Source organism: Arhodomonas aquaeolei DSM 8974 (assembly GCF_000374645.1).
GTDB classification, from domain to species: domain Bacteria; phylum Pseudomonadota; class Gammaproteobacteria; order Nitrococcales; family Nitrococcaceae; genus Arhodomonas; species Arhodomonas aquaeolei.
Window position 1 is genome coordinate 104,152 of sequence record NZ_KB894811.1, and the last position, 26,669, is coordinate 130,820.

At 68.5% G+C, this 26,669-nt stretch carries 19 protein-coding genes; 11 read left to right on the top strand and 8 right to left on the bottom strand.

The window, feature by feature from the left end; genetic code table 11:
- The first annotated feature begins 2 nt into the window (after positions 1-2).
- Positions 3-461, top strand: coding sequence for a CheW domain-containing protein (locus C516_RS0112530; protein WP_018718745.1), 459 nt, complete (start codon positions 3-5; stop codon positions 459-461).
- Between the two features lie 470 nt (positions 462-931).
- Here the strand turns inward: C516_RS0112530 and tssH are convergent, their stop codons facing one another.
- The 8 genes from tssH to C516_RS20580 all read right to left on the bottom strand — a co-directional run bounded on the left by tssH (position 932) and on the right by C516_RS20580 (position 10,572).
- Positions 932-3,583, bottom strand: coding sequence for a type VI secretion system ATPase TssH (gene tssH / locus C516_RS0112535; protein ID WP_018718746.1), 2,652 nt, complete (start codon positions 3,581-3,583; stop codon positions 932-934).
- Entirely contained in the window at positions 3,580-4,653 is a 1,074-nt protein-coding gene (gene tssG / locus C516_RS0112540) for a type VI secretion system baseplate subunit TssG (protein WP_018718747.1), read from the bottom strand. Before tssG ends, tssH begins: the two co-directional genes overlap by 4 nt.
- Complete coding sequence (tssF, locus tag C516_RS0112545; RefSeq protein ID WP_018718748.1) at positions 4,617-6,449, bottom strand: type VI secretion system baseplate subunit TssF; 1,833 nt, start codon at positions 6,447-6,449, stop codon at positions 4,617-4,619. Before tssF ends, tssG begins: the two co-directional genes overlap by 37 nt.
- Entirely contained in the window at positions 6,449-6,913 is a 465-nt protein-coding gene (gene tssE / locus C516_RS0112550; protein WP_018718749.1) for a type VI secretion system baseplate subunit TssE, read from the bottom strand. The genes tssF and tssE overlap by 1 nt, the downstream gene beginning before the upstream one ends.
- Before the next feature lie 119 nt (positions 6,914-7,032).
- Positions 7,033-8,532, bottom strand: a complete 1,500-nt coding sequence (tssC, locus tag C516_RS0112555) for a type VI secretion system contractile sheath large subunit (RefSeq protein WP_018718750.1) — start codon at positions 8,530-8,532, stop codon at positions 7,033-7,035.
- Between the two features lie 22 nt (positions 8,533-8,554).
- Complete coding sequence (gene tssB, locus C516_RS0112560; protein ID WP_018718751.1) at positions 8,555-9,088, bottom strand: type VI secretion system contractile sheath small subunit; 534 nt, start codon at positions 9,086-9,088, stop codon at positions 8,555-8,557.
- Positions 9,089-9,127: 39 nt separating this feature from the next.
- A complete protein-coding gene (locus tag C516_RS0112565; RefSeq protein ID WP_018718752.1) occupies positions 9,128-9,886 on the bottom strand; it encodes a hypothetical protein in 759 nt (252 codons plus the stop codon).
- Positions 9,887-10,050: 164 nt separating this feature from the next.
- On the bottom strand, positions 10,051-10,572 hold the full coding sequence (locus tag C516_RS20580) for a copper resistance protein NlpE N-terminal domain-containing protein (protein WP_018718753.1): 522 nt from the start codon (positions 10,570-10,572) through the stop codon (positions 10,051-10,053).
- A gap of 685 nt (positions 10,573-11,257) precedes the next feature.
- Here C516_RS20580 and tssJ point away from each other — a divergent pair.
- The 10 genes from tssJ to C516_RS0112620 all read left to right on the top strand — a co-directional run.
- The gene (gene tssJ, locus C516_RS19485) at positions 11,258-11,815 is read left to right on the top strand and encodes a type VI secretion system lipoprotein TssJ (RefSeq protein ID WP_084594199.1); all 558 of its coding nucleotides are present in this window, start codon (positions 11,258-11,260) and stop codon (positions 11,813-11,815) included.
- Positions 11,816-11,872: 57 nt separating this feature from the next.
- Positions 11,873-13,222 carry a type VI secretion system baseplate subunit TssK gene (tssK, locus tag C516_RS0112580; RefSeq protein WP_026321161.1) on the top strand — a complete coding sequence of 450 codons (1,350 nt, stop codon included), beginning with the start codon at positions 11,873-11,875 and terminating at the stop codon, positions 13,220-13,222.
- Positions 13,219-13,926 (top strand): type IVB secretion system protein IcmH/DotU, encoded by a 708-nt coding sequence (gene icmH, locus C516_RS0112585; protein WP_026321162.1) that lies wholly within the window; start codon positions 13,219-13,221, stop codon positions 13,924-13,926. Before tssK ends, icmH begins: the two co-directional genes overlap by 4 nt.
- A 15-nt stretch (positions 13,927-13,941) precedes the next feature.
- Positions 13,942-17,940: a type VI secretion protein IcmF/TssM N-terminal domain-containing protein gene (locus tag C516_RS0112590; RefSeq protein ID WP_018718757.1), complete on the top strand. Its 3,999-nt coding sequence runs from the start codon at positions 13,942-13,944 to the stop codon at positions 17,938-17,940.
- Between the two features lie 7 nt (positions 17,941-17,947).
- Positions 17,948-18,907, top strand: coding sequence for a type VI secretion system-associated protein TagF (gene tagF, locus C516_RS0112595; RefSeq protein ID WP_211210621.1), 960 nt, complete (start codon positions 17,948-17,950; stop codon positions 18,905-18,907).
- Positions 18,904-21,390 (top strand): type VI secretion system membrane subunit TssM, encoded by a 2,487-nt coding sequence (gene tssM, locus C516_RS0112600; protein ID WP_018718759.1) that lies wholly within the window; start codon positions 18,904-18,906, stop codon positions 21,388-21,390. The genes tagF and tssM overlap by 4 nt, the downstream gene beginning before the upstream one ends.
- Before the next feature lie 433 nt (positions 21,391-21,823).
- Positions 21,824-22,357, top strand: a complete 534-nt coding sequence (locus C516_RS0112605; RefSeq protein ID WP_018718760.1) for an Hcp family type VI secretion system effector — start codon at positions 21,824-21,826, stop codon at positions 22,355-22,357.
- Positions 22,358-22,491: 134 nt separating this feature from the next.
- Positions 22,492-23,580, top strand: a complete 1,089-nt coding sequence (tssA, locus tag C516_RS0112610; protein WP_018718761.1) for a type VI secretion system protein TssA — start codon at positions 22,492-22,494, stop codon at positions 23,578-23,580.
- Between the two features lie 4 nt (positions 23,581-23,584).
- Positions 23,585-24,724: a hypothetical protein gene (locus C516_RS0112615; protein WP_018718762.1), complete on the top strand. Its 1,140-nt coding sequence runs from the start codon at positions 23,585-23,587 to the stop codon at positions 24,722-24,724.
- A gap of 260 nt (positions 24,725-24,984) precedes the next feature.
- A partial coding sequence (locus tag C516_RS0112620) for a type VI secretion system Vgr family protein (protein WP_018718763.1) occupies positions 24,985-26,669 on the top strand: 1,685 nt, incomplete at its 3' end.

Below are 26,669 nucleotides of genomic sequence, written 5' to 3' on the forward strand. Positions count from 1 at the left end.
TTATGGCGGAGTCACAGAGCATTCGCTGTCTCGTCGTCCCCGTCGGGGGCGTCCAGTGGCTGGTGCCGGCCGCAGTGGTGGCCGAGGTCACGGATCCGGGGACCGCGGTCCCTGAAGGGGGACATGACCGTCTCGCCGGCTTCGCCGACTGGCGCGGCCGCCGAATCCCGCTCATGCGCCCGGACGACGACACGCCAGCGACCCATGGCGGTTCTCGGTTGCTCGTGCTCAAGGCCCTGTCCGGTACCTTGCCCGTTAGCCACTATGGTGTCGTCACCCAGGGGATCCCGCACATAGCGAGCGTCACCATGGACACCCTGGCACCGGGTGACGCCGGGGTGGATGACGAGCGCTTCATCCCCGTGCTCGCCGCCGGCGAGTCCGCGCTGCTGCCCCGTCTGGACGCCCTGGAGCCGGAGCTCGCGTCGGCCCTGGCGGCGGCCGGCGGCGTGAACCCCTAGGGCCCGTTGCCGAGGGCGGGTATAGCTTGGTTGCTCCTGGCAACCGACAGCGGCGGTGGTCTCGCCCGGTGTGCCCCGGGGCGGCGGGCGTCCGCAGGGTGCTTGTCGGCAGCGCGAGGGTGTCGCACGCTCCCGGTGCCCGATCCACACGAACGGCCGGTACCGACCGCTTCCGCGGGCTGACGGCTCCCCGCAATCGCCGTCCTCTTCCGGGCCATCGGTGGCTGCTTTCCGGCAACCGGCCTACGGCGGGAACGGTCTGACTCTGCGTGACTCGTGCCGGAACGCGCCCGACACCCTTTTGAGGGATGGGGCCGGGCGGTGTGGCATGTTTTTGGTGCCCCGGTTGTCCGCGTTGGGGTGTTCGCCAGGCCCTTTCCAGCACATCGTTTCCTGGCCGCCCATCCTGAACCGAGGCCGGTATACGCGCCGGGCCCGCGGTACCGCGTGCGGCCCTGGGCCGGTATGGTTTACACCGCCAGCGCGGATTCGTCGGCCGACGGGCTCCGATAGATGAAGTTCCCGCCTGTACCCAGATCCACGTCCAGGTGCTCCACCGGGTCGTTCGCGGCCATGCGGTCGAGCACGTACGCGGCGAGCTCCGGCATGAGGGTGCCGGCGAGGATGTGATCGATGCTGCGGGCGCCGCTGTCGCTGTCGGTGCTGCGGGCGGCGATGGCCTCGACCACCGCCGGGGAGAACGTCAGCCCGGCACGGTGGTTGTGAAGGAAGCGCTGGCGGATGCGCTCCAGCTTCAGTGTCACGATTCGCCTGAGGATCTCGCCGTGCACCGGGTAGTAGGGGACGATGCTCAGGCGGCCGAGGAACGCCGGTTTGAAGGTGGTGTTGAGGGTGTCGCGCAGTGCCGCGACGATCGCCTCCGGGGCCGGCGGCACGGCATGGCCGAGGCAGCGCTCCATGATGGCGTCGGTGCCGACGTTGGAGGTCAGCAGGATGATCGTGTTGCGGAAATCGATCTCCCGGCCCTCGCCGTCGTCGAGTACCCCCTTGTCGAACACCTGGAAGAAGAGCTCCAGGACGTCCGGGTGGGCCTTCTCCACCTCGTCGAGCAGGACCACGCTGTAGGGCCGGCGGCGTACCGCCTCGGTCAGCACGCCGCCCTCGCCATAGCCCACGTAGCCCGGCGGCGAGCCCTTCAGGCCGGAGACGGTGTGGGCCTCCTGATACTCGGACATGTTGATGGTGATGACGTTGCGCTCGCCGCCGTAGAGGGTGTCGGCGAGGGCCAGGGCGGTCTCGGTCTTGCCGACACCGCTGGGGCCGAGCAGCAGGAACACGCCGACGGGCTTGCCCGGGTCGTCGAGGCCGGCGCGGGAGATCGCGATGCGCTGACCGATGGCCTCCAGGGCGTGGTCCTGGCCGAGCACGCGTTCGCCGAGCAGTGACGGCAGGCGGCGCACGGTGGTGAGTTCGTCGGCGAGCATCTTGCCCAGGGGGATGCCCGTCCACCCGGAGATCACCTCCGCGACGGCATTGCCGTCGACGTGGCCGTGTACCAGCGCCTCCCCGTCCTGGGCCTGCGCCAGCTCGCGCCGGGTCTCGCCAATACGCCTCGCGATGTCGTCGGCCCGGGCGTCGTCGCCGGTCTCGTCGAGCTCGCGTTCCAGCGCGCCGAGGCGTTCGACGACCGCCTGCTGCGCCGTCCAGCGCCGCTCCAGCTCGCGGGCCTCCTCCCGGGCCGTGTTCAGTGCGGCATCGAGTGCGGCGAGGGTGTCGTCGTGGTCGTGCCCCTCGCGGCGCTCGCGTTCGAGGCTCGCGATCTCCGCGGTCAGGTTGTCGATGCGCCGCCGGGTATCCTCCAGGGCTCCCGGCAGGGTGGTCCGGGCCAGCGCAACGCGGGCGCAGGCGGTGTCGAGCACGCTGACGGCCTTGTCCGGAAGCTGCCGGCCACTGAGGTAGCGGTGCGAGAGCCGGACCGCCTGGGTGACGGCCTCGTCGCGCAGGGTCACGTCGTGGTGGGCGCGCATGTGCCCGGCCAGACCGCGAAGCATGTGGATGGCCGTGGCCTCGTCGGGCTCCTCGATGCGCACGACCTGGAAGCGCCGGGCAAGCGCGGCGTCCTTCTCGAAGTATTTCTTGTACTCCGCCCAGGTGGTGGCGGCGATGGTGCGCAGCTCGCCCCGCGCTAGGGCCGGTTTGAGCAGGTTGGCGGCGTCGCCCTGACCTGCCTGGCCGCCGGTGCCGATCAGCGTGTGGGCCTCGTCGATGAACAGGACGATAGGCGTCACGCTCCTGCTGACCTCCTCGATCACGTCCTTCAGCCGCTTCTCGAATTCCCCCTTGACCCCGGCACCGGCCTGTAGCAGGCCGAGATCCAGGGTGCGGAGCTGGACGCCGGCGAGCGGGGGCGGGACGTCACCGTCGGCGATGCGCCGGGCCAGCCCCTCCACCACTGCGGTCTTGCCGACGCCGGCCTCGCCGGTGAGGATCGGGTTGTTCTGGCGGCGCCGGGTGAGGATGTCCACTATCTGGCGGACCTCGGCCTCGCGGCCGAGTACCGGATCGATGTGCCCGGCTCGGGCGCTGGCGGTCAGGTCTACCGTGTAGTGATCGAGGGCGAGGGTGCGGCAGTGTCCCTCGGCCGGGGCGGGGCCGTGGTCCGCGGCGGTGTCGTCGGGTGTCGCCGTGGCCTGCGCGGGTCCCGGACCGACGAGCTCGTCGAGGTGGGCCTTGAGGTCGTCGGCATTGATTTTCTCCAGCTCGCGGGCGCCGCTGGCGACGATGCGCCGCAGCTCGTCGTCGGCCAGCAGGGCCAGCAGCAGGTGGCCGCCGTGAATGCGCCCGGCGCCGTGCTCGATCGAGGCGCTGACCCAGGCGCGTTCGATCAGCCGTGTGAGGCGCGGCGAGAGTACGGGGGTGCGGGTGTTGCCGCTTCTGAACGTCGCGATGGTGCGCTCGAGCTCGCCGGCGAGGCGGTCGCTGGCGGCGCCGTAGTGGCGGAGGATGCGCAGCATCTCGCCGTTGTCGGTCTCCAGCAGCTTGAGCAGGAGGTGCTCGATGTCCACTTCGTGCTGCTGCTGCGAGAGGCAAAGGGCTGCCGCGCCCTCGCTGGCGTTGCGGCAGGCGTCGTCGAGCTTGTCGAACAGGGATTTGAGACTCACACCGATGCTCCGTCATAGGTGATTTCGAATACCGCCCGGCCATGATCGGCGGCTGGGCCGTCGTTGCGTTTGAGCCAGCCGAGCCAGCCCAGGCTCAGGCCGCCGGAGCGGCCGAGTCGGGGGCGGGGGAGGTGATCTCTGCCGAGAATCAGTTCGATCTCGAAGTCCAGCCCCGGGCCGGCGAACAGCCGGATGATGCGTTTCAGCCGCTCGTGGCGCCCTGTGCCCGGCAGCAGGGCGCGGTAGCCGTCCTCGTCCAGCGGGCCCAGCGAGACGGTGAACCGCGATTGATGGTCCCGTACCCGGGTGCCGGCCACCGCGCTCTTGCCGAGGCGGGCGTTGCGCTGGCCGAGCCGGGTGTACTGGGCGGGGTCCAGGGTGAGCCAGCGTCCGGAGAACGGGGTAACCCGGCAGCGCGCGCCGGTCGCGTTCGCCACGATCGCCTCCAGGTTGTGGCCGTTGCGCGGGCGCTGGCTCCAGAGCCCGGCGAAGTGGCTGAACAGGTCGCGCTCGATGCGCCCGGGGCGTCCGCCGTCGTTGAGCTGCCGGAGTGTCGTCGGTGTCAGCCCCTGGAGGTGGTGCAGGCCGCTCTCCAGGTCGCTGCTGCCGCGGCGCTCGTACTCGATGTGGAACCGGTATTTCTGCCACGCCTGGTAGAACAGGGCGATCATCCGGTGGGAGAACACGTCGAAGAACGCATGCGCGGCGTCGTCGCGACTGTCCACGTGGCGATTGATCAGCATCTCCGTGTAGGGGCGCGGCAGCACCCCGGATGGACCGACGAGGCCCATGAAGGTGACCTGCAGCTCCGTGAGGGCGTCGCCGCCCGGCGCGTGTGCGTGCCCCTCCTCGAAACGCAGCTCACTCACCTCGCTGGGCGGGAAGCGCAGCGAGAGCAGCGAGCGGAAGCGAAGCGGATCGTCGTGGGGCCGGTTCTCCGGGTCGATGCGTCCGCTGCGGCTGTAATGCAGCCGCAGCAGGCGCACGAGCTGGAAGAAGCCGAAACGCCAGGGCTCCGCCCGTGCCTGGTCGATCAGACCAGGGGCTGTGTGCCGGTTCTCGGGGGCCATGCGGCGACTCGCGTTTCACGCTGGCGTGAACGCAGCGTGAGCTGGGTGAAGCTGTTGAGGGTGCAGTACTGGGCGAAGAACCGGTCCAGGACCATCCCGAACAGGAATACGCCGCTGCCGGTGAACTGGCTCTCGTCCATTTCCAGGGTGATGGCGGTGCCGCGCACGAAGCTCGGGCGCGGATGGCCGATGCGCGTGGTCGTGATCCGGCTGTCGATGGAGAGGATCCCGTTGATCTGCTTGCGCACCGCAGACGCGCCCCGGTAGTCGTAGAGCGATAGCATCTCGAGTAGCGCCTCCCGGCCCTGGGAGACCAGCGAGGTGTGGTTTAGCGTCAGGTGCGAGACCAGCCGCCAGACCAGGCCCCGGCCCAGCGGTGTGCGCACGCTGGTCGTGGGCTTGCGCAGACAGCGGATGTGCCGGACGATCTCCTCGCTTTCGAGGGTAAAGTCGCCTTCCGGCGTGCCGAAACGCATCAGCTGCGGGAGGTCGCGATTGCTGCAGGTGAGCGCCATGCTGAGGGTGTCACTGCTCGCCTCCAGCATCCCCAGCTCGCGGTCGACCAGGCGCAGCCGCATCTCGGTGCCTTCCCCGGAGGCGGCCGGGACTCGCCGGGCCAGCCAGTAGCAAGGCGTCTCCTCGCCGTCATCGACGTGGCCCGGCTCGAAGAAAGGCGGGCAGGGGCGTACGCGGTCCTCGCCGGTGGTGCGCACGATCCGTGTCACCCGGTCGACGGAGACGATCTCCGTGGCCTTCGCATGGCGCACGTCGGGGACGACCGGGTATTCCGGCCGCGTGTGCGTCAGCCGGATGGGTTCGGCCTGCTGGGGGAAGAGATTGACGATGGGGGTGCAGCCGAGGCGGAAGTTGCTGCGGCCGATGTTCTGGGCGAGTCGCGCGAGGCGCTCGGGCTGATGGAAGTCGCTGAACAGGAAATCGATCTCGACATGCGTGGCGGGTCGCTCCCGCAGTGCCCGGTCCAGGCCGTTGAGGTCGAAGAACAGGAACTTCTCGGGCAGCAGGAAGTATTCGTGCAGTAGCCGGTAGCCGAGAAACGAGCGGGGCGAGTAGTCGATCAGCCCCTCGTCCTCGGCGAAACCCACCGGGGTCAGGGGGGCGTCCGGCAGGCGCACCTGCCGCTCGCGGCCGCAGTCCACGAATCGTACCGCCACCTGTGCGGTGCTGTTGAGCAGCAGCTCGTAGAGGGGGTGCATCAGGCCGCCCTCGCCGTCGAGAAAGAACCGTAGCCGGTCGATGCCGAGGCTGGCGAAGTCGGTGCTTCCCAGTGCCTGAAGCGAGAGCGTCAGCCGGGCGACGTGCTCGTTGCCGTTGGCGTTGAACGAGGATCGCTCGAGCCGGGTGAGGGCGGCATCAGTAACGGCGATGGGCCAGACATCGACCGGGTAGCAGGTGCGGAACTGGCAGGGGGTGCCTTCGACGGGCCGCGAGTGCAGCATGCTGTGTCGCGGCAGGTGATAGCGCCTGGACAGCGTCGTCTCACGGCCGGGGTCGAACTCCGCGATGGACAGCGCCGGCGTCGGGCGCAGGTAGTGGGGGTAGAGCACGTCCAGGAAGGCCTCGACAATCTCCGGGAAATCGTCGTCCAGCTTCTTGTGGATCCGGGCGCTGAGGAACGCGAAGGACTCGATCAGGCGTTCGGCATGCGGGTCCTCGCAGTCGTCGGCGCCGAGCAGCAGCCGCGAGGCGATCTTCGGGTAACGGTTCGCGAACTCCTGTCCCAGGTAGCGCAGGTGGGAGAGTTCGCGCTCGTAGTAGGGCAGCAGCTCGTCGAGCATCAGCGCAGGGTCCGGACGGTGTACCGGCGGGTGCTGACCTGGAGCACGGCATCGAAGGCGACCTGCTCGTCCGCTTCGGACAGCGTGAGCAGGGCCTTGATGCGGAAGCGCAGGATCCGGTCGCCGTGTTCGAAGTCGGCGAGACTCACGTGCACGCCGCTGAAGCGGCGGTCGCCGCATTCGATGGTGCGTTCGAGCTCGCGCCGGATGCGGCGGCGCTCGTCCGCGCTGTTCAGCCCGCGGCTGGTGAAGTCCGGCAGGCCGTATTCCAGCAGCGAACCCTGCAGGCCCGGCCATGCATCGAGCTGCGCCGCCAGCAGGTCCTGGCGGGTGTTGACCAGCATCTCGAGGTCGCGGACAACGCTGGCACGGTAGTCGTCCAGGGTACACCGGTGCCCGGGGCCCGGGTCGTGTGGCTGGCTCGGCGCCCCGTCGAGCAGGCGGTCGAGCAGGGTCGGTATCATTTGGCGCGATGTTGCCGTCATTTCCTTGACCTGTTTTCGCGATGCGGCACCGCCCGCCCCGCGCGTCCCTGTGCCGGGCGTGGCGGGGCGGGGCCAGGGGGCCCGCGGCCGGCGCGGCGTCAGCTGCCGCGCGTGGACTGCGGCAGCTCCGAGACCAGACGCAGCGAAGCGGTCAGCTCGTCGAGCTGGTAGTGGGGGCGCAGGAAGGTCACCGCCTTGTACGCGCCGGGCTTGCCGGGCACTTCCGCGACCTCCACCCGGGCCTCGCGCAGCGGATACTGGGCCTTCGCGTCCTGGCCGGCGTTGTCGTCAAGGAGCACGTATTGGGAGAGCCACTCGTTGAGGTAGCTCTCGACGTTCTGCCGGGAGGCGAAGCTGCCGACCTTGTCGCGCATGATCGCCTTCATGAAGTGGGCGATGCGCGAGGTGGCGAAGATGTACTGGAGCTGAGAGGACAGCCGGGCGTTGGCGTTGGCGACGTCGGTGTTGTACTGCCTGGGCTTCTGGGCGGACTGCACGCCGAAGAAGGCGGCGTAGTCCGTGCCCTTGCAGTGCACCAGCGGGATGAACCCGAGATCGGAGAGTTCCTTCTCGCGCCGGTCGGTGATCGAGATCTCCGTCGGGCACTTGAGCGCGACCTCGCCATCGTCCGTGCGGAAGGTGTGTGTGGGGAGGTCCTCGACCAGCCCGCCGCCCTCGACCCCGCGTATCGCCACGCACCAGCCGTAGTGCGAGAAGGCGTCGTTGACGCGGGCGCCCATGGCGTAGGCGGCGTTCATCCACAGGTACTTGTTGTGCTCGCGGCCGTCGACGTTCTCGGTGAAGTTGAAGGCCTCGACCGGGTTGGTCTCCTCGCCGTAGGGCAGGCGCCCGAGCACGTGGGGCAGCGTCAGGCCGACGTAGCGGGCGTCCTCGGAGTTGCGGAAGGACTTCCACTTGGCGTATTCGACGGTGTCGAAGATCTTGGCCAGGTCCCGCGGGCCGATCATCTCGGTGAACGAGTCCCAGCCGAAGAGCTCCGGCGAGGCCGCGGAGATGAACGGGGCGTGGGCGGCGGCGGCGACGTGGGAGATCTCCTCGAGCAGGTAGATATCCTGGGGGTGGCGGCCGAACTCGTAGTCGCCGACGAGCATGCCGTACGGGGCCCCGCCGAAGGTGCCGTACTCCTCCTCGTAGACCTTCTTGAACAGGGCGCTCTGGTCGAATTCCGAGGCCGATTTGAGGTCCTTGAGCAGGTCCTTCTTCGGGGCGTTGAGCACGTGGATCTTCATGTTCGTGCTCGTCTCGGTCTGGTCGACGAGGTATTTGAGTCCCCGCCAGGAGGATTCCAGCTGCTGGAACTCGCTGGCGTGCATGACCTCGTTGAGCTGATCGGAGAGCAGCGAATCGATCTCGGCGATGCGGGCGTCCAGTACCGCGATCAGGTCCTTGCTGGGCGTGACCTCGCCTTCGAGTACCTGATTGACGAGTTCGTCGATGAGGTCGCGGGTACGCGAGCGCTCGCTCTCAGAGCGCGCGACCCGGCTTTCGGAGATGATGCTGTCGAGCAGTGAGCTCTCCGGCGCGAAGACCTCCGGCGAGTCCGTCGCCGTCTGCGGTTCGGGCTGCTTGTCGGCCATGGTGGTAGGCTCCCTTTACCTGTTACTCGCCATCCTGTTTCGAATCCACGGCGGCCTCCCGACCCAGCTCCTGGCCGAGTGCCTTGAGCTTCTCGGTGTTCTGGAGGACATCCATGAGCAGCTCTTCGAGCCGGTCGTTGCCGCCCATCTTGTTGCGCAGGTCGGCGAGCTTGCCGCGGACCTCGAGGAGCTTGCGCAGCGGTTCGACCTGGCGGACGACGTTCTCGGGCTCGAAGTCCTCCATCGAGTTGAAGTTGAGCTCCACCGGCAGCTGGCTGTCGTCGCCTGCCAGGGTGTTGTCGACGCGAAAGCTCAGGCGGGGCTTCATGCCCTTGAGCACGCTGTCGAAGTTGTCGCGGTCGATGTTGACGAACTTGCGCTCCTTCAGCCGCGGCGGCGGCTCCAGCGGGTTGCCGCTGTAGTTGCCCATCACGCCGACGACGAAGGGCAGCTCCTTCTTCTCGATGCTGTCGCCGATCTCCACGTCGTAGGTCAGGTGCACCCGCGGGGCGCGTACGCGGGAGAGCTTTTTCTGGGTGCTTTCGTTCTTGGCCATGCGTCACTCCTTTTGGGCAGGCCAGTGATTGGGGTCGGTCTACTGTTCCCCGCCGGATGCCAGGGCCTGGAGCAGTTGGGTCCGGACGCCGTCTTCCATGGCGTCGATGTCCTCGCGGCTGACCAGCTCCTCGAAGGTGCGGCTGCCGGATATCTCGGTGCTGTGCCGGATGACGCGGTCGTCGGGCAGGTGCGCGGCGACGGGGGCGTTGATTACGCAGAACGGCATCTCGCCGAAATCGTCCAGCGTCTGGAACGTGACCGGGAAGCGCAGGCCCTTGAACAGGCGGCCGAGGCCGCCGGCCTTGCTGAAGCAGTAGAAGGCCATCAGGTAGTGCACGACGAAGCGATGGAGCTCCGAGTTGCTGCGGTTGGCGTCCCGGGTGATCCGCCGGAAGCGGGTGAGCTCGAAGCTGCTGTAGCCGATGACCCAGCGCGTGGGACTGAGGACACGGATGGTGCCCTCGATGCCGTCGATCGCGTGATCGTGCTCGAGGGGATACAGCGTCGGGGTCGAGTCGAGGAGGTCCAGTGGCACCTCCAGCTCGTTCATGAGGCTGAACGGCCGGCCGCTTGCGTGACGCTCATACAGCGTTTTGAATTCCTTGAAATTGTGATGCGCCTCCCGGGTGCTCCCGCGGGGCGCGCCGGTGAGGTACTCACCGAACAGTGTCTGGGGCTTGACCAGTGGAGAGACCGTGCCGAGGTAGTCCGCCGCCTGGGCCCTGAGCAGTTCCGAGATGGTGCGGGTGTTCTTGCGTGAGCGGATGAACCCCTCGACGTCGAAAGGCTGGCTCATCGCGCGGACTCCACGCCGGAGGCCGCATGCCGCCGGCCCGTCGCCGGGGGGCGGTACGCCTGCGGTGGCAGGGGCGGCGCCTGCGGGTCGTGGTGCTCGGCGGTGTGCATATCAGCGCGTACTCCCTGTTGCGCCATACCCGTTGTGGTCTGCGGCCGTGCCGGTCAGTCCTCTGCCGTGTCGGGCCGTTGCATTGCTGTCGCGGTGGTCGGCGGGAACCGCACGGGTCGCGGTTCCAGGACCACCGCCCGCCCGTCGGCGCCCGTGAGTCTCTCACCCTGGGTGCTCACGGGCTGGAGTGCGCCGTTGGACCGGCGCTCGTAGTAGAGCTCGCGGCCGATTTCCGGCGTCATGTGATAGCGCGCCGGCGTCTTCCCTTCAGCGGGACGGGCGACCTCCCAGCTCCCCCAGGCCGAGCTGGTCCGCTCGCCGCCGGCGGCGTCGATGCGCTCGCGGTTGAGCAGGAATCCGGAAGGTCTGCCGGTCTCGGGATCGCGGTGGATGACGAGGTCCGTGCGTATGCCGCCGCAGTCCTCGCAGGGGAGGGTGCCGACGAACCGCTCCGCCGGCTTGAACGCCGGGCCGCTCCGGGGTGGCGGCGTGCTACACCCGGCCAGGACGACCAGCATTGCCATCGTGAGAAGGGCGGTCAGGCGCCGCGACTGTTCCGTGTCATGTGTCTGCATTGGCTCGGTTCTGTTCCATGAACGCGCCGTAAGACTTTACCGGGAATGTAGCATTCCATGCCAGCACGAGTGTATTGTATCTTTCGCCAAGCGCGAACTGACTATGCCAAGGGAAGGTGATTGCTCGTGTTCGTATCCTCTCGCTAGCTTCCCGTCTCCCGGCCGTGAATCGGTCCATCGGTGCGTTGTGTCCTGCCTTCGGTGCGGGACAGAGCCGCCTTGCCGATGGGGCGTCTCCGGCGCCGCTCCGCGTGCTGCGCCCTGATCGTTGTCGGGGCCCGGAGGTGCGGAGGTCCCGGACCCGTTTCACGGACGTGTCGCGAAGCCTGTTCCGGCGGAGGACTCGAGCGCATGACGGTGGCAGGACCGGGATGGGTCGCTGCGATCGTTGTCCGTGTCCAGCAGCGCCCGCTGTGCCCGCGAGGGCATACCCGGACTGATCGCCAGCGCCTTTCCCCGGGTCGTCGTTCCACCATCGTCCGGCCGTGGTGCCGGCACGTGCAGTGCCGGCGACGGAGCTGGCCCGCAGGGCCCCGTCCGGCCGGCGCAGGGACGCTGCGCAGCCGGCGTATCGGTCCCGCGATTACCTCTTCCCGCCAAACGCGCTGATTTGCAGCGGCCCATAGGGGGCCTTGCGGATCGAGGGGCGGATTGTCTGGAAACGGGTGTCGGGGTGTTGCCGGAAATGACTGGAATTCGAGTGCATTGGCTGCTGCTGTCCTGCCTGATCGCCCTGGCCCTCGGGGGCTGTGGTATCGCCGACCGGATGGGTAATCAGGTGGACGGGTCCTGGGCCGGCGACATGCTGTTCAGCCAGAACCCCGAGGCACGGGTGACGGTGACCGCCACGGAGACGGTCAACCCGGACGCGACGGGCCGGGCGCTTTCGGTGGTGGTGCGGACCTACCAGCTCGGTGAGCTCGACCCGTTCATGCAGGCATCCATGGCGCAGCTGTGGGGCGACGACGCGGGGGTGCTCGGGGCGGCACTCCTGTCCAAACGCGAGATGACCCTGCTGCCGGGCCAGGCGCGCACGGACTCGGCGGCACTGTCGCCACGGGCGCAGTACCTGGGTGTGGCGGTGTTCTTCCGCAACCCCGACGGCGGGGAGTGGCGTGTCGCCTTCGACGCCGAGGCGCTCCGCGACGACGGTGTGCTGTGGTCCTCCGACGGCGTGATGCTCCGGCTCGATGGTGAGCACGTCTTCGTCGAGCGGGGGAGCGACCTGCTCGCCCGGCAGTGACGGACCGGGACGGCCCGGTGGAATGCGAATGTCGGCCAATGGAACTGGAAGGCTAGCGTGAGCAAACGGAACCGGATCATGTGGTCGGAGGGAATGTTCCTCCTGCCGCAGCATTTTCAGTATCAGGATGAATACCACCAGCGCAACACGGTGGAGCTGGGCCGACGGAACACGCCCTTCGACTGGGGGGTTCAGGCCCTCGCCTTCGACGAAAGCGCCCTGGAGCGCGGCACCCTCAGGCTGACCCGTCTCAAGCTGGTGTTCCCGGACGGCACGTTCGTCGACGCCCCCCAGCACGATCCGCTGCCGCCGGCGCGCGATCTCGGCGACCTCGCGCTGGACGGCAAGGTGCGCGTCCACGCCGCGTTGCGGCTGCTCGAGCCGTACGCGCCCAGTTATGCGGACGAGGGACACGACTCCCGGCAGGGGCAGCGGCGTTATGTGCAGCGCTTCGAGACTATGCCGGACCTCAACGAGGGGGCGCTGGAGAACGAGCTGGGGATGCTGGAGCACGCCACCGTGCTGATGCTCGAGACCGACGAGCTGGAGGGCTACACTCATTGCCCGATCGGCCTGCTATCGCGTAACTCCGCCGGGCGGCTGGGCCTGGAACAGCGCGAGTTCATGCCGCCGGCGCTGCATCTGGATACGGCGGCACTGCCGCGGGAGATCGCCGACCGTCTGCTCGGGCTGCTTGGTGCCCGGAGCGAGGTCCTTTCGGGGCGCCGGCGTGAACGTGCCGACCAGGTCGCCGAGTTCGGTTCCAGCGACGTGACCCTGTTCTGGCTGCTCTACACGATCAATCAGGCATGGCCGCGGCTGGCGCACCTGCGGGCGCACCCGTCCCTGCATCCGGAGCGGCTGTACTGTTTCCTGGCCGAGCTGGCGGCGAGCCTGATGACGTTCTCCATGGCGCACCGCCTTGGCGATATCCCCGAGTATGACCACCGCGATCCCGCCGCGTCGCTCTCCCGGCTGGAGGGGACGGTGCGGGAGTTGCTGGATATCGTCATCCCCAACCAGTACATCTCGATTCCGCTGGAGCAGACGCGCCCGTCCTACTACCTCGCCCGCCTGGAAGACGAGCGTCTCACCCGGGCCGAGTTCTACATCAGCGTCCATGCGGACATGCCCGGTGCCCGGCTGATCGAACTCGTGCCGAGGGCCTTCAAGGTCGGTTCGCCGGATGACATCGAGGTGGTGGTCAACACCGCGCTGCCGGGGGTGCGGCTCGAGCACGCCACGCGGCTGCCGAGCGCGATTCCGGTGCGACTGGACAACCATTACTTCGCGCTGGAGCCCCACGGCAGCGGCTATGACCGGATGATGGCCGCGCAGGCGATCTCATTCTATGTCCCTAGCGGATTTCCCAGTCTCAGCATCGAACTCATGGCGGTACTGAAATGAACGAAGCCTTGTCCGTATCGGGAAGCGTGGGGGAGCCCGCGACGCTAGCCGCGTTCTCGCGCGATTTCCTGTCCATGATCCTGATGGTGCGCCGTGGCGAAGAGGCGGCCAGCGTAGAGCGTTTCCAGGAACGGGTGGACGAGTGGTTTATCGCGTTCGAGAAGCAGGCCCGGAACGCGCGCTACAGCGTCGAGGCCGTACGCGACGCCCAGTACGCGCTGTGCGCCTTTCTCGACGAGAGCGTACTCAAGGGGGGTGCAGGGAACATCCGCGGCCACATGGAGATGCATCCCTTCCAGTACAAGTATTTCGGTGTCCACCTGGCGGGGGAGGGATTCTTCGATCGCCTGGAGGCCCTCCGCGCGGATGTGCGCGGCAACCTCGACGTGCTCGAGGTCTACCATCGCTGCCTGGCGCTGGGGTTCGAGGGCAAGTTCAGCCTGGAGAACCGCGACCAGCTCCGCTACATCGCCAACACCCTGGGCCAGGACATCGCCCGTTACCGCCGTGCCCCGGAGGACGCGCGCGAGCAGTGGCAGCTGCCGGACCAGGTCAGCCAGCTGCTGCGCCACGAGATCCCGCTGTGGGTGTATCTGCTGTTCATGGCGCTGATCTGCCTGGCCGTTTACGGCGGACTGCGCTGGTGGCTCGGCAGCGAGAGCGAGGTGCTGGTCCAGCGCATCGGCGATCTGTTCAGTCTGTAGCGGCGAGTCGCGAACATGGACCGTTTGAAACGCATACTCAAGGCCCTGAAGGGATTCTGGCCGGTCTCCATTCTGCTCTGGCTCACCGGGCTCGCCCTGTGTGTGCTGCTGTTGCCGCTGTGGATCGGCAAGCGTGACACGATCTTCGTGATCATGGCGCTCTGGACCGCGCTGTGGCTGTTCGCCATCGTGCTGCGCCAGTATCACCGCATCCGCGCGGAGCGCAACATCGAGAACCTGGTGGAGCTGGAGGTCCACCGCGAGGGCGCCGAGCAGGTCGGGGGCGGTGGCGATTACCGGATCCTGCGCGAACGTCTCCAGCACGCCCTGTCGATGCAGCGCGCCGCGCGCTCGATGGACGGAGGCCGCGCCTCGCTCTACGAGCTGCCCTGGTATCTCGTCATGGGCCTGTCGGCCTCCGGCAAGACATCGCTTCTGAGCCGCTCGTCGCTGTCGGCGGCCATGGCGGGCGGTGCCGGCAGTTCGGCACTTAGCGGCACCCGGCACTGTGACTGGTACTTCAGCCGGGACGCGGTGCTGGTCGATACCGCGGGCCGCTACCTGGTCGACGACGAGCCCGCGGCGGAGTTCGCGGATTTTCTTCGTACGCTGCGGCGACAGCGCCGCAGGCCGGCAGTCAACGGGCTGATCCTGGTGGTCAGCCTGCCGGAGCTGCTCGAACAGAGCCGAACGGAGGATCAGGTGCTGGCCGAGCGGCTCACGACGCGGATCGACGAGTATCGCCGCTGCCTGGGAAGCCATCCCCCTGTCTACGTGTTTTTCAGCAAGGCGGACCTGCTGCCCGGCTTTCTGGACACATTCGCCGGTCTGGATGTGCAGGAGCGCCAGACGCCCTGGGGCATGACGTTCTCCCTGGACGAGATTCGCAACCGCGGGGTTGCCGGTGCATTCGGGCGCCGGTTTCCGGCGCTCGTGGCCAACCTGCGTGACCGCGTGGATCGGCGACTGGCCGAGGAAGGGGAGCACGGTGACAGCACGCTGCTTCGTTTCCCTGACTATTTCGCGGAACTCGGTGAGGTGCTGCAGGATTTCATCGCGCGTCTCGATCGGCGCCGTCATCCCGACGATGCGCCGCTGCTGCGGGGGCTCTACTTCACCAGCGCGCTGCAGGATGGCGATCCGCTGCCCGCGCTGCTCGACGACCAGGTCCGCGAGACCTTCGCCCTCTCCGGACGCGGCTCCGGCGATCCGGCGTCCGCCGACGCGGCGGCCGGTGCGTCGGCCGATCCGGCGTCCCGTGTGGTGGCCGGTGGTGGCCAGCGCAGCTTCTTCATCGCCGACGCGTTCCGCCAGGTCATATTCCCCGACCGGAATCTCAGCCTCTACCAGGCCTCGCGCGGCTGGTCGCCGTTCCTGCTGGTCGCCGCGATCGTGGCGACGGTCGGGGTCATCACGCTGCTTGCCGGCTCGGCCTGGCACAACCGCGAATGGCAGCAGGCCATTGCCTCGGACCTGGATGCCGCCGGCGACGGGCGTCCGCTGGACGTGTATCAGCGTGGCCGGGTGCTGGCGGGCTGGCATGACCACCTGGAACGTGTGACCCGCTTTGACGGCGCCGGCGTGCCGGTGCTCTGGGGGGCGGGTCTCTACCAGGGGCCGGCCCTGGAGTCGGCGCTGAAGACGAGCTGGTCGGAGCTGATGCGCCGGCAGGCGCTCGAACCCGTCGTCGCCCACCTGCGTCGTCGTCTGATCGCCCTGAACGCCTTTGCCGAGCGCACCGGGGCGGTTCCGGCCGTGGACGACGGGCCACGGGACGGTGCCGGACCCACTGCGGCGCCCGGCGCAGCCGCCGCGCTGCGGGGCGGAGCGGCGTCCATGGGGGATCGGGCCATGGAGCGCGTGCGCGAACGTGCGACCGCGCGGCCGGCGCTGGGCAGCATGCCCACGAGCGTTGCCGAGGCGCGCAGCCGGGTACGCAGCGAGGCGAGTTCGCGGACCACCGATGGCGTCCGGGACGCCTGGTGGTCGGCACGCAGCGACGCCCGCAATCAGCTCGAGCAGCGACTGCGCAATCCGGGGGAGACGCTGGCGTCTATCGGCGGCGACGCCGGTGGCGAGGGGACCGGGGATGGCGGTGCGTCGCTGTCCGAGGAGTTCCTGGCCAAGCTGGATGAGGGCGACGTCGAGCGGCTGATCGAGGGGTACTCGGTTCTCAAGCTCTACCTGATCCTGACGGCACCACAGCGCCACGAGGATCAGGGGGCGTTCGTCGCCGGTGTACTGCCCAGGCTGTGGCGCCGCGTGAGCCCGCGGACGGCGCCGGGGGTGATCGACGCCAACAGCCGACTGTATGCCGACTATCTCCGCGCCGGTAAGGCACCTGCCCTGGCCCGGGACACGGCGCTGGTCAAGCGTGCACGGGCGAGTCTCAACGCCTTCCTGATCGACAACACCCTCGTCGACCGGGCCTACCTCAAATACCAGCTGGAGGTCGAGGACCGGTACGAGTCGCTGACGCTCGCGGACATGGCTCCAGACATGCCGGGCCGGCTGCTCTACGCGCGGCATTCGGTGCCGGCCTTCTACACGCGTCGCGTCTGGCGGGAGTATCTCCGTCCCGCGCTGGCCGAGACCGTGTCCGGTGATCTCCGGCAGCAGTCGGACTGGGTGCTGGACGACGGTGACAACGACGACGAGGTCCGCTCGAAGGCCCGGTTCGTGCGTCAGCTCATGCGCCGCTACAAGCGTGACTATGCGCGGGCCTGGGAGCGTTTCCTGCGCAACACCCACGTGGCGGATTTCGCCACCCTGGAGGAGGCCAGTGCGGGCCTTGCCCGGCTCGGTGACCTGCAGAAGTCCCCGTTGCGGCAGGTGCTCGAGGCCGTGCACCGCAATACCGCCTGGGACGCCCCGGACGCGCTCGGCGACCGGGAGCCGGACGGGGAACCGGAGGCGGGCTTCTGGGGGCGCGTCGCGGGGGTGTTCGATGGCGCAGGGGAGCGTGTTTCCAGCGGGCTCGACCGGGCGTCACTCCCGCGCCTGAAAGACGGTGCGCTGGCGGCGCATTTCCGCCCCGTGGCACGTCTGCTGGTTGCCGAGCGCGCGAGCGGCAGCGAGGAGTCCCTGCTCAGCCGTTATCTGCTCGATCTGCGTCAGCTCAAGGTACGGGTCGACACCATCCGCAAGGCCCGCAGCCCGGGCAGCCGGAGCAAGGCGCTGATCGCGGCGACGCTGACCGGCAAGACCACGGAGGTCAGTGTGCTGCGCAACTTCGTAGCCGCTCAGGTGGACACCTCCCGCGTGGCCCTGGTGAGTACGCTGCGGCCGCTGTTCGAAACGCCGGTGGAGAACACCTGGCAGGCCCTGAACGGCCCTGCTCGCCATCAGCTCAACAAGGCCTGGGACGAGCGGATCCATACACCGTGGCAGCAGATGGTAGCGGGACGTTATCCGGTGGCCGATTCCGTCAACGAGGCGTCGGTGCGCGACGTATCGCATTTCATCGATCCGGACAGCGGTCTGCTGGCGACGTTCCGCGACGAGGAGATCGGCGACCTCGCCGGCGGAGAGGACGATGGCGAGGCCGGGCTGGTGGACCCGCGGATGATAGAGAGCATCGACAGGGCGCGGGAGCTGGGACGGGTGGTCGACAGCCTCTCCGATCTGCGCAATGGCTTCGAGGTGCGGATGAATCCCTCCCCCGGACTCACCGACATCATCCTCACGATAGACGGGCAGACGCTTCACTACCGCAACAACCGCCAGGAATGGAAACGCATGGTCTGGCCCGGCGAGGCGAAAACCCCCGGGGCACGGCTCGACGTCGTCACCCGCAATGGCCGCCGTCACACGGTCTTCGACTATCCCAACCGCTGGGGGTTGCTGCGGATGATCGGCAGCGCGCACGTGAGTGCCGTCGACCGGGCGAGGCAGCGCCTGAGCTGGCGGACCTACGCCGGCGCCGTCAGTTTCCAGGTGCGCAATTTCGGCGGTGTGAGCATCACGGACCTGCAGCGGATCCGCTCGCTGTCCATTCCGGAGCTGGCGCAGTGAGCGGGCAATGGCAATGATCGGCTGCTTCGGAAAGGTGCCCTCGTGTGCCGATTTCATCGGTGTGAACGCCGCCGGCGATGCCGTTCGCGAGCTCGACGGTCGGTTGCAGGCAGGGCTGCTCGAGCTCTCGGAGCAGCCGGACTGGATCGCGTGTTTCGATGCGCTGCCCATCGTGTATTTCGGTTTCCGCGCCCGGGACGGCAGCGACGTGATCGGGGGCATGATCAGTTCCTGCGATGCCAGCGGGCGACGCTATCCGTTCCTGGTTTTCCAGGTGATCGAGGCGTGGCGGCGCCACGTGCCGATCGGTTGCGTGCACACGCTCTGCGAGATGTTTGCCGGGCGGATCCGCCCGATCCTGATCAACGCGGTGCACGGAGATGCCACCACCGATCCCGGCGGGCAGATCCGTGAGTTGCGGGCACTGAGCGACGAGGACATCGCCCTGTACGAGCGCGTACACGCGCGCCTGCTCGAGGATTTCAGCTTCGCCGACATCGCGGCGACGCTTCGCCAGGGCTGGCCGGAGTTCGTCACCGGCGCCTGTCTTCACCGTCTTGCCGTGCTGATGGGGCAGTGGCGTTATGGTCGACGTCGCCCGACGGCGTTTCTGCCCCTGCCCGCGGAGCGCGGGCTGAAACGCTCGGTGGCCGATCTGTGGCATCGATGGCTCGGTGAGCAGCTGCCCGGCCCGGAGCCCTCGCCGGCCATGAGTCTGCTGTTCGACGACTTCATGCGCCCGCGGTTGCTGCTGGTGCCGCCGTCGGACGATGCCGGCCACTTCTACCCCTTGCTCGCCGGCCGTGACGGCGGGGATCACGGCCATGACGTTCTGGCCGCATTCGGCACAGGTGAATGGCATCCCGGGACGCTTGCTCTGCCCGACGAGCGCCTCCCGCTGGCCGAATTCACCGCCCGCTTTACGGAACTGCTGGAACGGGACATCGCCAACGGATGGGACGCATGAAACGCCTGAGATGGTCGCTGCTCAAGTACTGGTTCCTGAAGTACCGGCCCTACTTTCTGGGCGGGCTGTTCTTCGCCGCCATCTTCCTGGTCTGGTGGCTCGGGGTCGTGCTGGGGTTCTCTTCCCTCGGCAGCCTGCTGTTCGGCATCGGCACGTTCCTCGTGCTCTCCGCCGCGTATGTGCTGCTGCTCTACCGGGGCGTGGACCGCAAGCGCAATCTGGAGCATCTGCTCCTCGATGATGCGGACCGCGCGGTATTCGAGGCCAGCCCCCAGGACCGGGAAGAGGTCAGCCTGCTCCGCGAGCGCCTCCTGCAGGCCATCGAACGGCTGCACAAGCAGCGTGGCGGGGCCCGCTGGCGCCGTAACGACGCGCTCTACGAGCTGCCCTGGTACATGATTGTCGGCCAGCCGGCGGCGGGCAAGAGCACCATGATCTACCAGTCCGGCCTGAACTTCCCGTTCGCCGAGCGCGAGAATGCCCGTGTGGCCGGCATGGGGGGGACGCGGCACTGCGACTGGTTCTTCAGCGCCGATGCGATCCTGCTCGATACCGCCGGGCGGTACATGGACGGTGGCGACGAGGCCGGCAAGTGGAAGGCCTTCCTGTCGCTGCTGCGGGACCACCGTCGACGCTGTCCGCTCAACGGCCTGATCGTGGCCGTGAACATCAGCGACGTCATCACCACCGATCAGAGCGGGCGCGAGCAGCTGGCCAAGCGGCTGCGCGAGCGGATACAGGAGGCACGCGAGTCACTGGAGTCGAGCCTGCCGATCTACCTGGTGTTCACCAAGTGCGACCTGATCCAGGGCTTCGCGCCGTTCTTCGAGCGCCTCTCCGAGGAGCGCCGGTGTGAGGTCCTCGGGCATACCTTCGCGCACCGCGGCCACGAGCGCGTGGACTGGTCCGAGAAGTTCCGGGTTGCCTTCGAGCGGCTCCGGCGCCGTTGGCTGGAGGTCAGCGAGGACGATCTGGTGCGGCGCGATATCCGTGAGGCCCGGCAGGACGGCGTGGCGTGGCAGTTCCCGCTGGAGTTCGCGGCACTGGCCCGTCCCCTGGAGCAGTTCGTCGCCGCGCTCACCAATGCCAACCCGTACCAGGACGCACCGCTGCTGCGCGGTTTCTACTTCGTGAGTGCCCTGCAGGACGGAGAGGCCATCCGCGGCGCCTGGGCCCGTGACGTCCATCGCCGCTTCGCCCTGGAGCCGGGGCAGGGCGGGGAGCCGGCGGCGCACGGCGAGCGCCCCTTTTTCATCAACGAGCTGTTCACCCGTGTGATTATTCCGGATCAGCACCTTATCGGGCTGTATGCGAGCCACGCCCGCGAGCGGCGCCGCAAGTGGGGATGGATCGGCGCGGGGGCCACGGCGATGCTGCTCCTTTGCGCGGTATGGTCCCTGTCCGCCTGGTACAACCACCGCGAGATCGCACGGCTGGACAGTGCGCTGACGCAGGCCCGGTCCGACGACGCGGGCCGGCCGGACGCGTATGCCCCGTGGCAGACCCTCGACACGCTGCGGGGGGCGGCCGCGGCTTACTACCGTCGCCACAGCGAAACCGGCGTCCCCTGGTCCATGCGTTTCGGGCTCTATCAGGGAGAGCGCATCGAGGCCGCGGTCCGTCGGCGCTACTTCGCCGCGTTGCGGCCGATCATGCTGGAGCCCGTCGCCGCCAACCTCACCAAATCGCTGTATACCCTGACCACGGTCGACGTCTACCGGCGCGACAGCGATATTCGCGAAGCGGTGCATATCGACGGTGTCGCCGGTTTCGCCCAGCCCGAGAGCAACACGGCCAAGGCCCTGGCCGGTTTCGGCCGCAATGCGCTGGGCACCTACGTCATGCTCTCCAGCTCGCCCCGGGCGGACGTGAAGCCCGACTTCCTCATCCGCCAGCTACCGGCGTGGTGGTATCCAGAGCTCGACGCCCCGGAGCGCGGGGCGTCGCGACACGAACGCGGCCTCCGCCGGGCGGGGCGACAGATCGATTTCTATGCCCGGCAGCTGCATGAGCCGGACGTGCCGCGCATCGACGGCAACGAATTCCTGATTTCCAGCTCGAGACGCTATATCGACAGCCTCCTGGAACGGTCCCTGTCCAGTCCCGAGACCATCATGCTCGGCTCGGATACGCTGTTTGCGTTCGGCCGCGGCGACTATGCCGGCCTCCAGGACGCCGGGCGTGACGAGCTCGACGAGGTTGCCGAGCGGCTGCTCAACACGCCGAGGCTCGGGGAGGTGATCATTACCGGTCACGCCGACCGGGTGGGCAGCGATAGCGCGAACCGGCGCCTGTCGCTGCAACGCGCCCGCACGGTGCGGCGCTACCTCATCGGGCGGGGCGTGCCTTCGGGACTGGTGGAGGCGGACGGTGTCGGCAGCAGCCGGCCACTGGTCACCTGCGGCGACGATCTGCCCCGGGCCCGGCTGATCGACTGCCTTGCGCCGAACCGGCGTGTGGAGATCGAGGTGCACAAACAGTGACGGGAAGTGAACGGGATCTCGTTACCCCACGACGGCGATTGCATAATCCGCCTGAAGGCGAAAAAATGACTTCCACGGCGCCTGCATGAACGCGGGCGCTAGGTTCTGTCCGGGGTGGTGACGGGGCGTTGTGTCGTCATCGGCCGGCGGAAGCTGCCGCAGCGCGGTGCGCTGCGGCAACCCAGGGAAGCGCTGATAACCGGCGAGAGTCGTCAGGCGCAGTAGCACGGAACGCTGTAATCATGTCATATCCACGCTCAGTGCCGCGCATTTCTGCGTTCGATGGGGCAATCCCGCCCGCTCCGGCGTTTATCCAGTGTCTCCCCAATAACGGCGATGGCCTGTATCAGCGGACGTCGGCGTATTCAGCGACATCCATGCCACGGGATGGCGGGTGTCTATCTGTCGATCGCAAAATTGGGAGCAATGGAGCATGGCATTCGACGCGTATCTGAAAATCGACGGAATCCCCGGTGAGAGCCTGGACGACAAGCACAAGGACTGGATCGAGGCGCTCAGCTTCGACTTCGGTGCGAGTCAGTCCACGTCCTCGACGGCGAGCTCGGCGGGCGGCGCCTCCGCAGAGCGTGTCAATCTCAGCGAGTTCCGCGTGCGCAAGTATGTCGACAAGGCCTCGGCGAAACTCTTCGAGGCGTGCTGCAAGGGTCAGCACATCAAGGATGTCACCCTCCACGTCAACCGTGCCGGCGGGGACAAGCTGCGTTACATGGAGATCAAGCTCGAGGAGGTGATCGTCTCCTCCACGAACATGGAGGGGACCTCCACCGCCGCAAGCTATGACGAGAGTGTCAACCAGGAGGACGTGCACGACCTGCCCTCCGAGGTCATCAAGTTCAACTTCGCGCGGATCAAGATCACCTACACCCAGCAGAAGCGTTCCGACGGCCAGGGCGGCGGCAACGTTGCCGGCGGCTGGGATCGCACCCGCAACAAGGTGTATTCCTGACCACGGACGCGGGCCCTCCGGGGCCCGCGTTTCCGCTGGCTTTAGCGGCGATAGGGGAAACACGGCCGCAACGGCGGCGTGCCATTCGCCGGAGGTGATGCGCACATCACGCAACCCCCACCAGGGAAGGTGCCATGCAGACACTCGGCGATCTGACCATCGAGGCGCTCACGGCCCCGGTCGACGGTGGCAGCGGCGAGGACCTGGCGTTCTCGCTGCTGTTCGACGAGATAAAGGAGGCCCGCCGTGCCGACCCGACCTACCTGCCCCAGGGGGACTGGGAGGTCGATCTCAAACGCTCCGACTGGGAGGCCGTCGTACACCTGTCCTCCGAGGTGCTTGCCGGTCGCAGCAAGGATCTTCAGCTCGCTGCCTGGCTCACCGAGGGGCTGGCACATCGTGAGGGCTTCCCGGGAATCCGTTTCGGGCTGACGCTGACGCGCACGCTGCTGGAGCAGTTCTGGGACACGCTGTATCCGGAGCTGGACCCCGACCCCGAGGAGCGTGTGGCGCGCCTGAACTGGCTCGCCTCGACCCTCGCCGAAGTGGCGCGCGGTCTGCCGCTGGTGCAGGGCAACGGCTACGCCCTGGTCGACTACGAGGAATCCCGCGAGGTCGAGAATCAGGCCCGTGCCGACGCGGACGCCATGCAGGCCGCGCTCGCCGAAGGGAAGATCAACGATGAGCTGTTCCAGCGTTCCGTGGTGCTCAGCGACACCGCCTTCCTGCAGGAGCGACACGACGGCCTTCAGGGGTGTCTTGACGCCCTTTCGCAGCTCGAGGCCTGCAGCGACGCCTGTTTCGGTGTCGACGGCCCGGGGTATTCGGCGTTGCAGGCCGAGCTCGAGCAGTGCCGCGATCTGGTGGCCCGGCTGCTGCGCGAGCGCGGTGTCACCGATATGCCGGAGGAGGCCGGCGAGGCGAATGACGGGCCGGCCGGGGAGGCGGTATGGACGGTCCCCGCGCCGGCGGCGGCCGGAGGTCGCGACGGGGCGCTGCGCACCCAGCCGGAGACCCGGGAGGAGGCCTTCGAGATGCTCGCCGGGGTCTCGCGATTCTTCAGGCAGAGCGAACCACACAGCCCCGTGCCGTACCTGGTGGAGCGGGCCGTGAAATGGGGACGCATGCCGCTGGAGGAATGGCTTCGCGACGTCATCAGGGACGACGGCGTGATCGAGGGCATCCGCGACACCCTCGGCACCCGTGTCGCCGGGGAGGAATGACCCCATGCACCGCCCCTCGATCTACGATCGGCTGCACCGTTACCGCAAGCCGGAGGCGCCGGCCATGGACGCGTCGCCACGCTTTGAAGCCGGGCGGCTGGCACTCGTGGCGGCCCTGGCGTTGACCCCTGCCGGTGTGGTGTCGACCTCCGGTGTGCCGGAGGCCGTGGCGCCGGCGCAAGACGCCGGGTTGTCGGGGCGACGCGGTGAACCGGTTCCGGTGTATTGCATAAGCGGGCTCAACGAGGCACTGCCCGGCGTGCCGGGGGATCCCGTTGCCCACCGCGAATGCCGGCTGCTTGCGACGTTGCTGGACGAACTCCTGCTCGTGACGGCGGACATCCCCGAAGAGGCCGTCGTGGATGTGGTCTGGACAACCGCTCTGGCTTCCCCCGCTCGCGAACGGGCCGTCGAGCGTTTGAAGGGCGTACTTGAACGGTGGCGACTGCCGGTCACTTTCCAGCGGATCGAGGCCGGCCCGCCCGCCGATTGTGCAAACCTTCACGAGTGTCTGGCGCCGGCGCCGGGGAGCGGTGCCAGATGGGTGATCTGGCTGTCGGCCTCGTCCCTGGTCAATGGCCCCGGTGTGGACCTGCTCACCCGGGAAGGCGCCCTGAAGACCGTGATGCATCCGCAAGGTCTGGCCCCCGGTGAGGCCGCCAGTGCCGTTGTGTTCAGGCGGTTCGTGCCGGACGAATCGCGTGGGGTGGCGGAGACCGGCTGGACGCTGTATCGCGGGCAGCGGACTGCGTCCGTGTCGAGACGGAAGGGGAGCGGGCTGTCACAGGCGCTGGCGGAGTGCATCGGCGGATATACCGCGTCGGTATGTGACGAGCCGCCCGAGGCGGATGCGATCGTTACGGATACCCCGGGGTTGCCGGGGCGTTCGGGTGAGCTGGCGGGCATGCTCAGTGTCCGCTATCCGCAGATGGACCTCGTCGAGCATGGTGCCGATCTCGAGAGGTTCTGCGGCTGGCCCGGCGATGCCGCTTACGGTGTCCAGGTCGCCCTCGGGGCCGCTATGGCCGGAGTGGGTGGCAGCGCCCTGCTGCTCCAGCTCCGGGATGATGGCATTACCGGTGTGCAGTGGCTGGTCGGCAGTCCCTCGCCGGGGGGCGATGAGGTCGTATCCGGTGCCGGGTAGGGCATTACCGGTGGGTGCCGCGGCTGCCGCCGGAGGAGATGATATGCGCGTGGCAGGCGGTTTTATGGTTGCCCCGTGTCCCCCTGACCTGGCGGGTGAGGACTCGCCTGCCGTGTGGGGCTCGCCGCGCGGATTCCCTAGTGATGAGGACGGCTGCCTCCCGGGCGCCGCATATGCAAAGTACCAGCCAGCGGCAGGTGGCACCTGCGGCAGGGACGCCCCGATACCTCTCGGGTGAGAAGCAATCAGGAAGATTGGCTATGACGGATATCACTTTCATGGACACGCTGCTCGAGCGTTTCGAGGTCTCGCTCACGCAGCACCAGCGGCTGCTGCGCCTGGAGCTTGGCGCGGCGGCCGGGCTGCTGCCCCACCGCCTCGTCGGCGAGGAGGCGGTGAGCACCCCCTTTCGCTACCGCCTCGACTGCCTCTGCCAGCGCGGCGACCTCGAGCTCAAGCACCTCATCGGCGCCCCCGCCCGGCTCGCCATCCGCCAGGCCGATGGCAGCGAGCGCCCCCTCCACGCCCTCGTCGCCGAGGCCGCCCGCCTCGGCGAGGACGGGGGGCTGAGCACCTACCAGCTCACCCTCGTGCCCTGGCTGTCGATGCTCGCGCTCGGGCGCGGCAGCCGCATCTTCCAGGACCGCTCGGTCCCCGGGATCGCCACCGCCGTGTTCGACGCCCACGCCCTCGCCCGCGGGCGCTACCGCTTCGAGCTGCGCCGCGACTACCCCGCGCGCAGCTACTGCGTGCAGTACCGCGAGAGCGACCTGCACTTCATCAGCCGCCTCTTCGAGGAGGAGGGGCTGTTCTACTACTTCGTCCACGGCGGCGAGGCCGGCCACACCCTGGTGGTCACCGACGACGTCGACACCTGCCCCGCCGTCGAGCCCGCCACCATCCGCTTCCACCGCCAGGGCCCCACCGAGACCCGTGACACCCTCACCCAGTGGGGCGGGCGGCGCCGCGCGCAGCCCACCCGCGTGAGCCTCGCCACCTTCGACTACAAGCAGCCCTCGCTCGCCAGGCGCACCGTGCTCGATACCGCGCACGAGCGCGGCAACGCGCCCGCCGCCGAGCACTACGACTACGCCGGCACCTACTACTACCGCGGCTTCGAGCGCGGCGGGCGCCTCGCCGCCAACCGCCTCGAGGCCTTCGACGCCCGCGCCCGGCGCTTCCACGGCGCCGGCGGCGCCCGCCAGCTGCTCGCCGGCCACCGCTTCGAGCTCACCGAGCACCCGCTCCACGACACCGGCGGCGAGGCCGAGCGCCACTTCCTCGTGCTCGCCCTCAGCGTCCACGCCGAGAACGCCCTGCCCGTCAGCCCCGCGCTCCACGCCCTGCCCGGCAGCCTCCAGCCCGACATCGACGCCGCCCGCCGCGCCCACGGCCTCGAGGCGCACGGCGACGAGCGCGAGGACTACCGCAGCGCCGGCACCGGCCACTACCTCGTCTCCCTCGAGGCCCAGCGCGCCCACATCCCCTACCGCCCCGCGCTCGAGCACCCCCGCCCCGTGCTCGCCGGCCCCCAGACCGCCACCGTCGTCGGCCCCGAGGGCGAGGAGATCCACACCGATCACCTCAACCGCGTGAAGGTCCGCTTCCACTGGGACCGCCTCGCGCGCGGCGACGAGCGCGACAGCTGCTGGCTGCGCGTCGCCGAACCCAGCGCCGGCGCCGGCTGGGGCGCGGTGTTCACCCCCCGCGTCGGCCAGGAGGTGCTCGTCGACTTCCTCGACGCCGACCCCGACCGACCGCTGATCACCGCGCGCGTGTTCAACGCCGCCACCCCGCCGCCGTGGCACAGCAACGGCCTGCTCTCGGGGCTGCGCTCCCGCGCCTACCGCGCCAGCGGCCACAACGAGCTCGTCTTCGACGACGCCACCGGCCAGCAGCGCCTGCGCCTGGCCAGCGACCACGCCGCCAGCCAGCTCAACCTCGG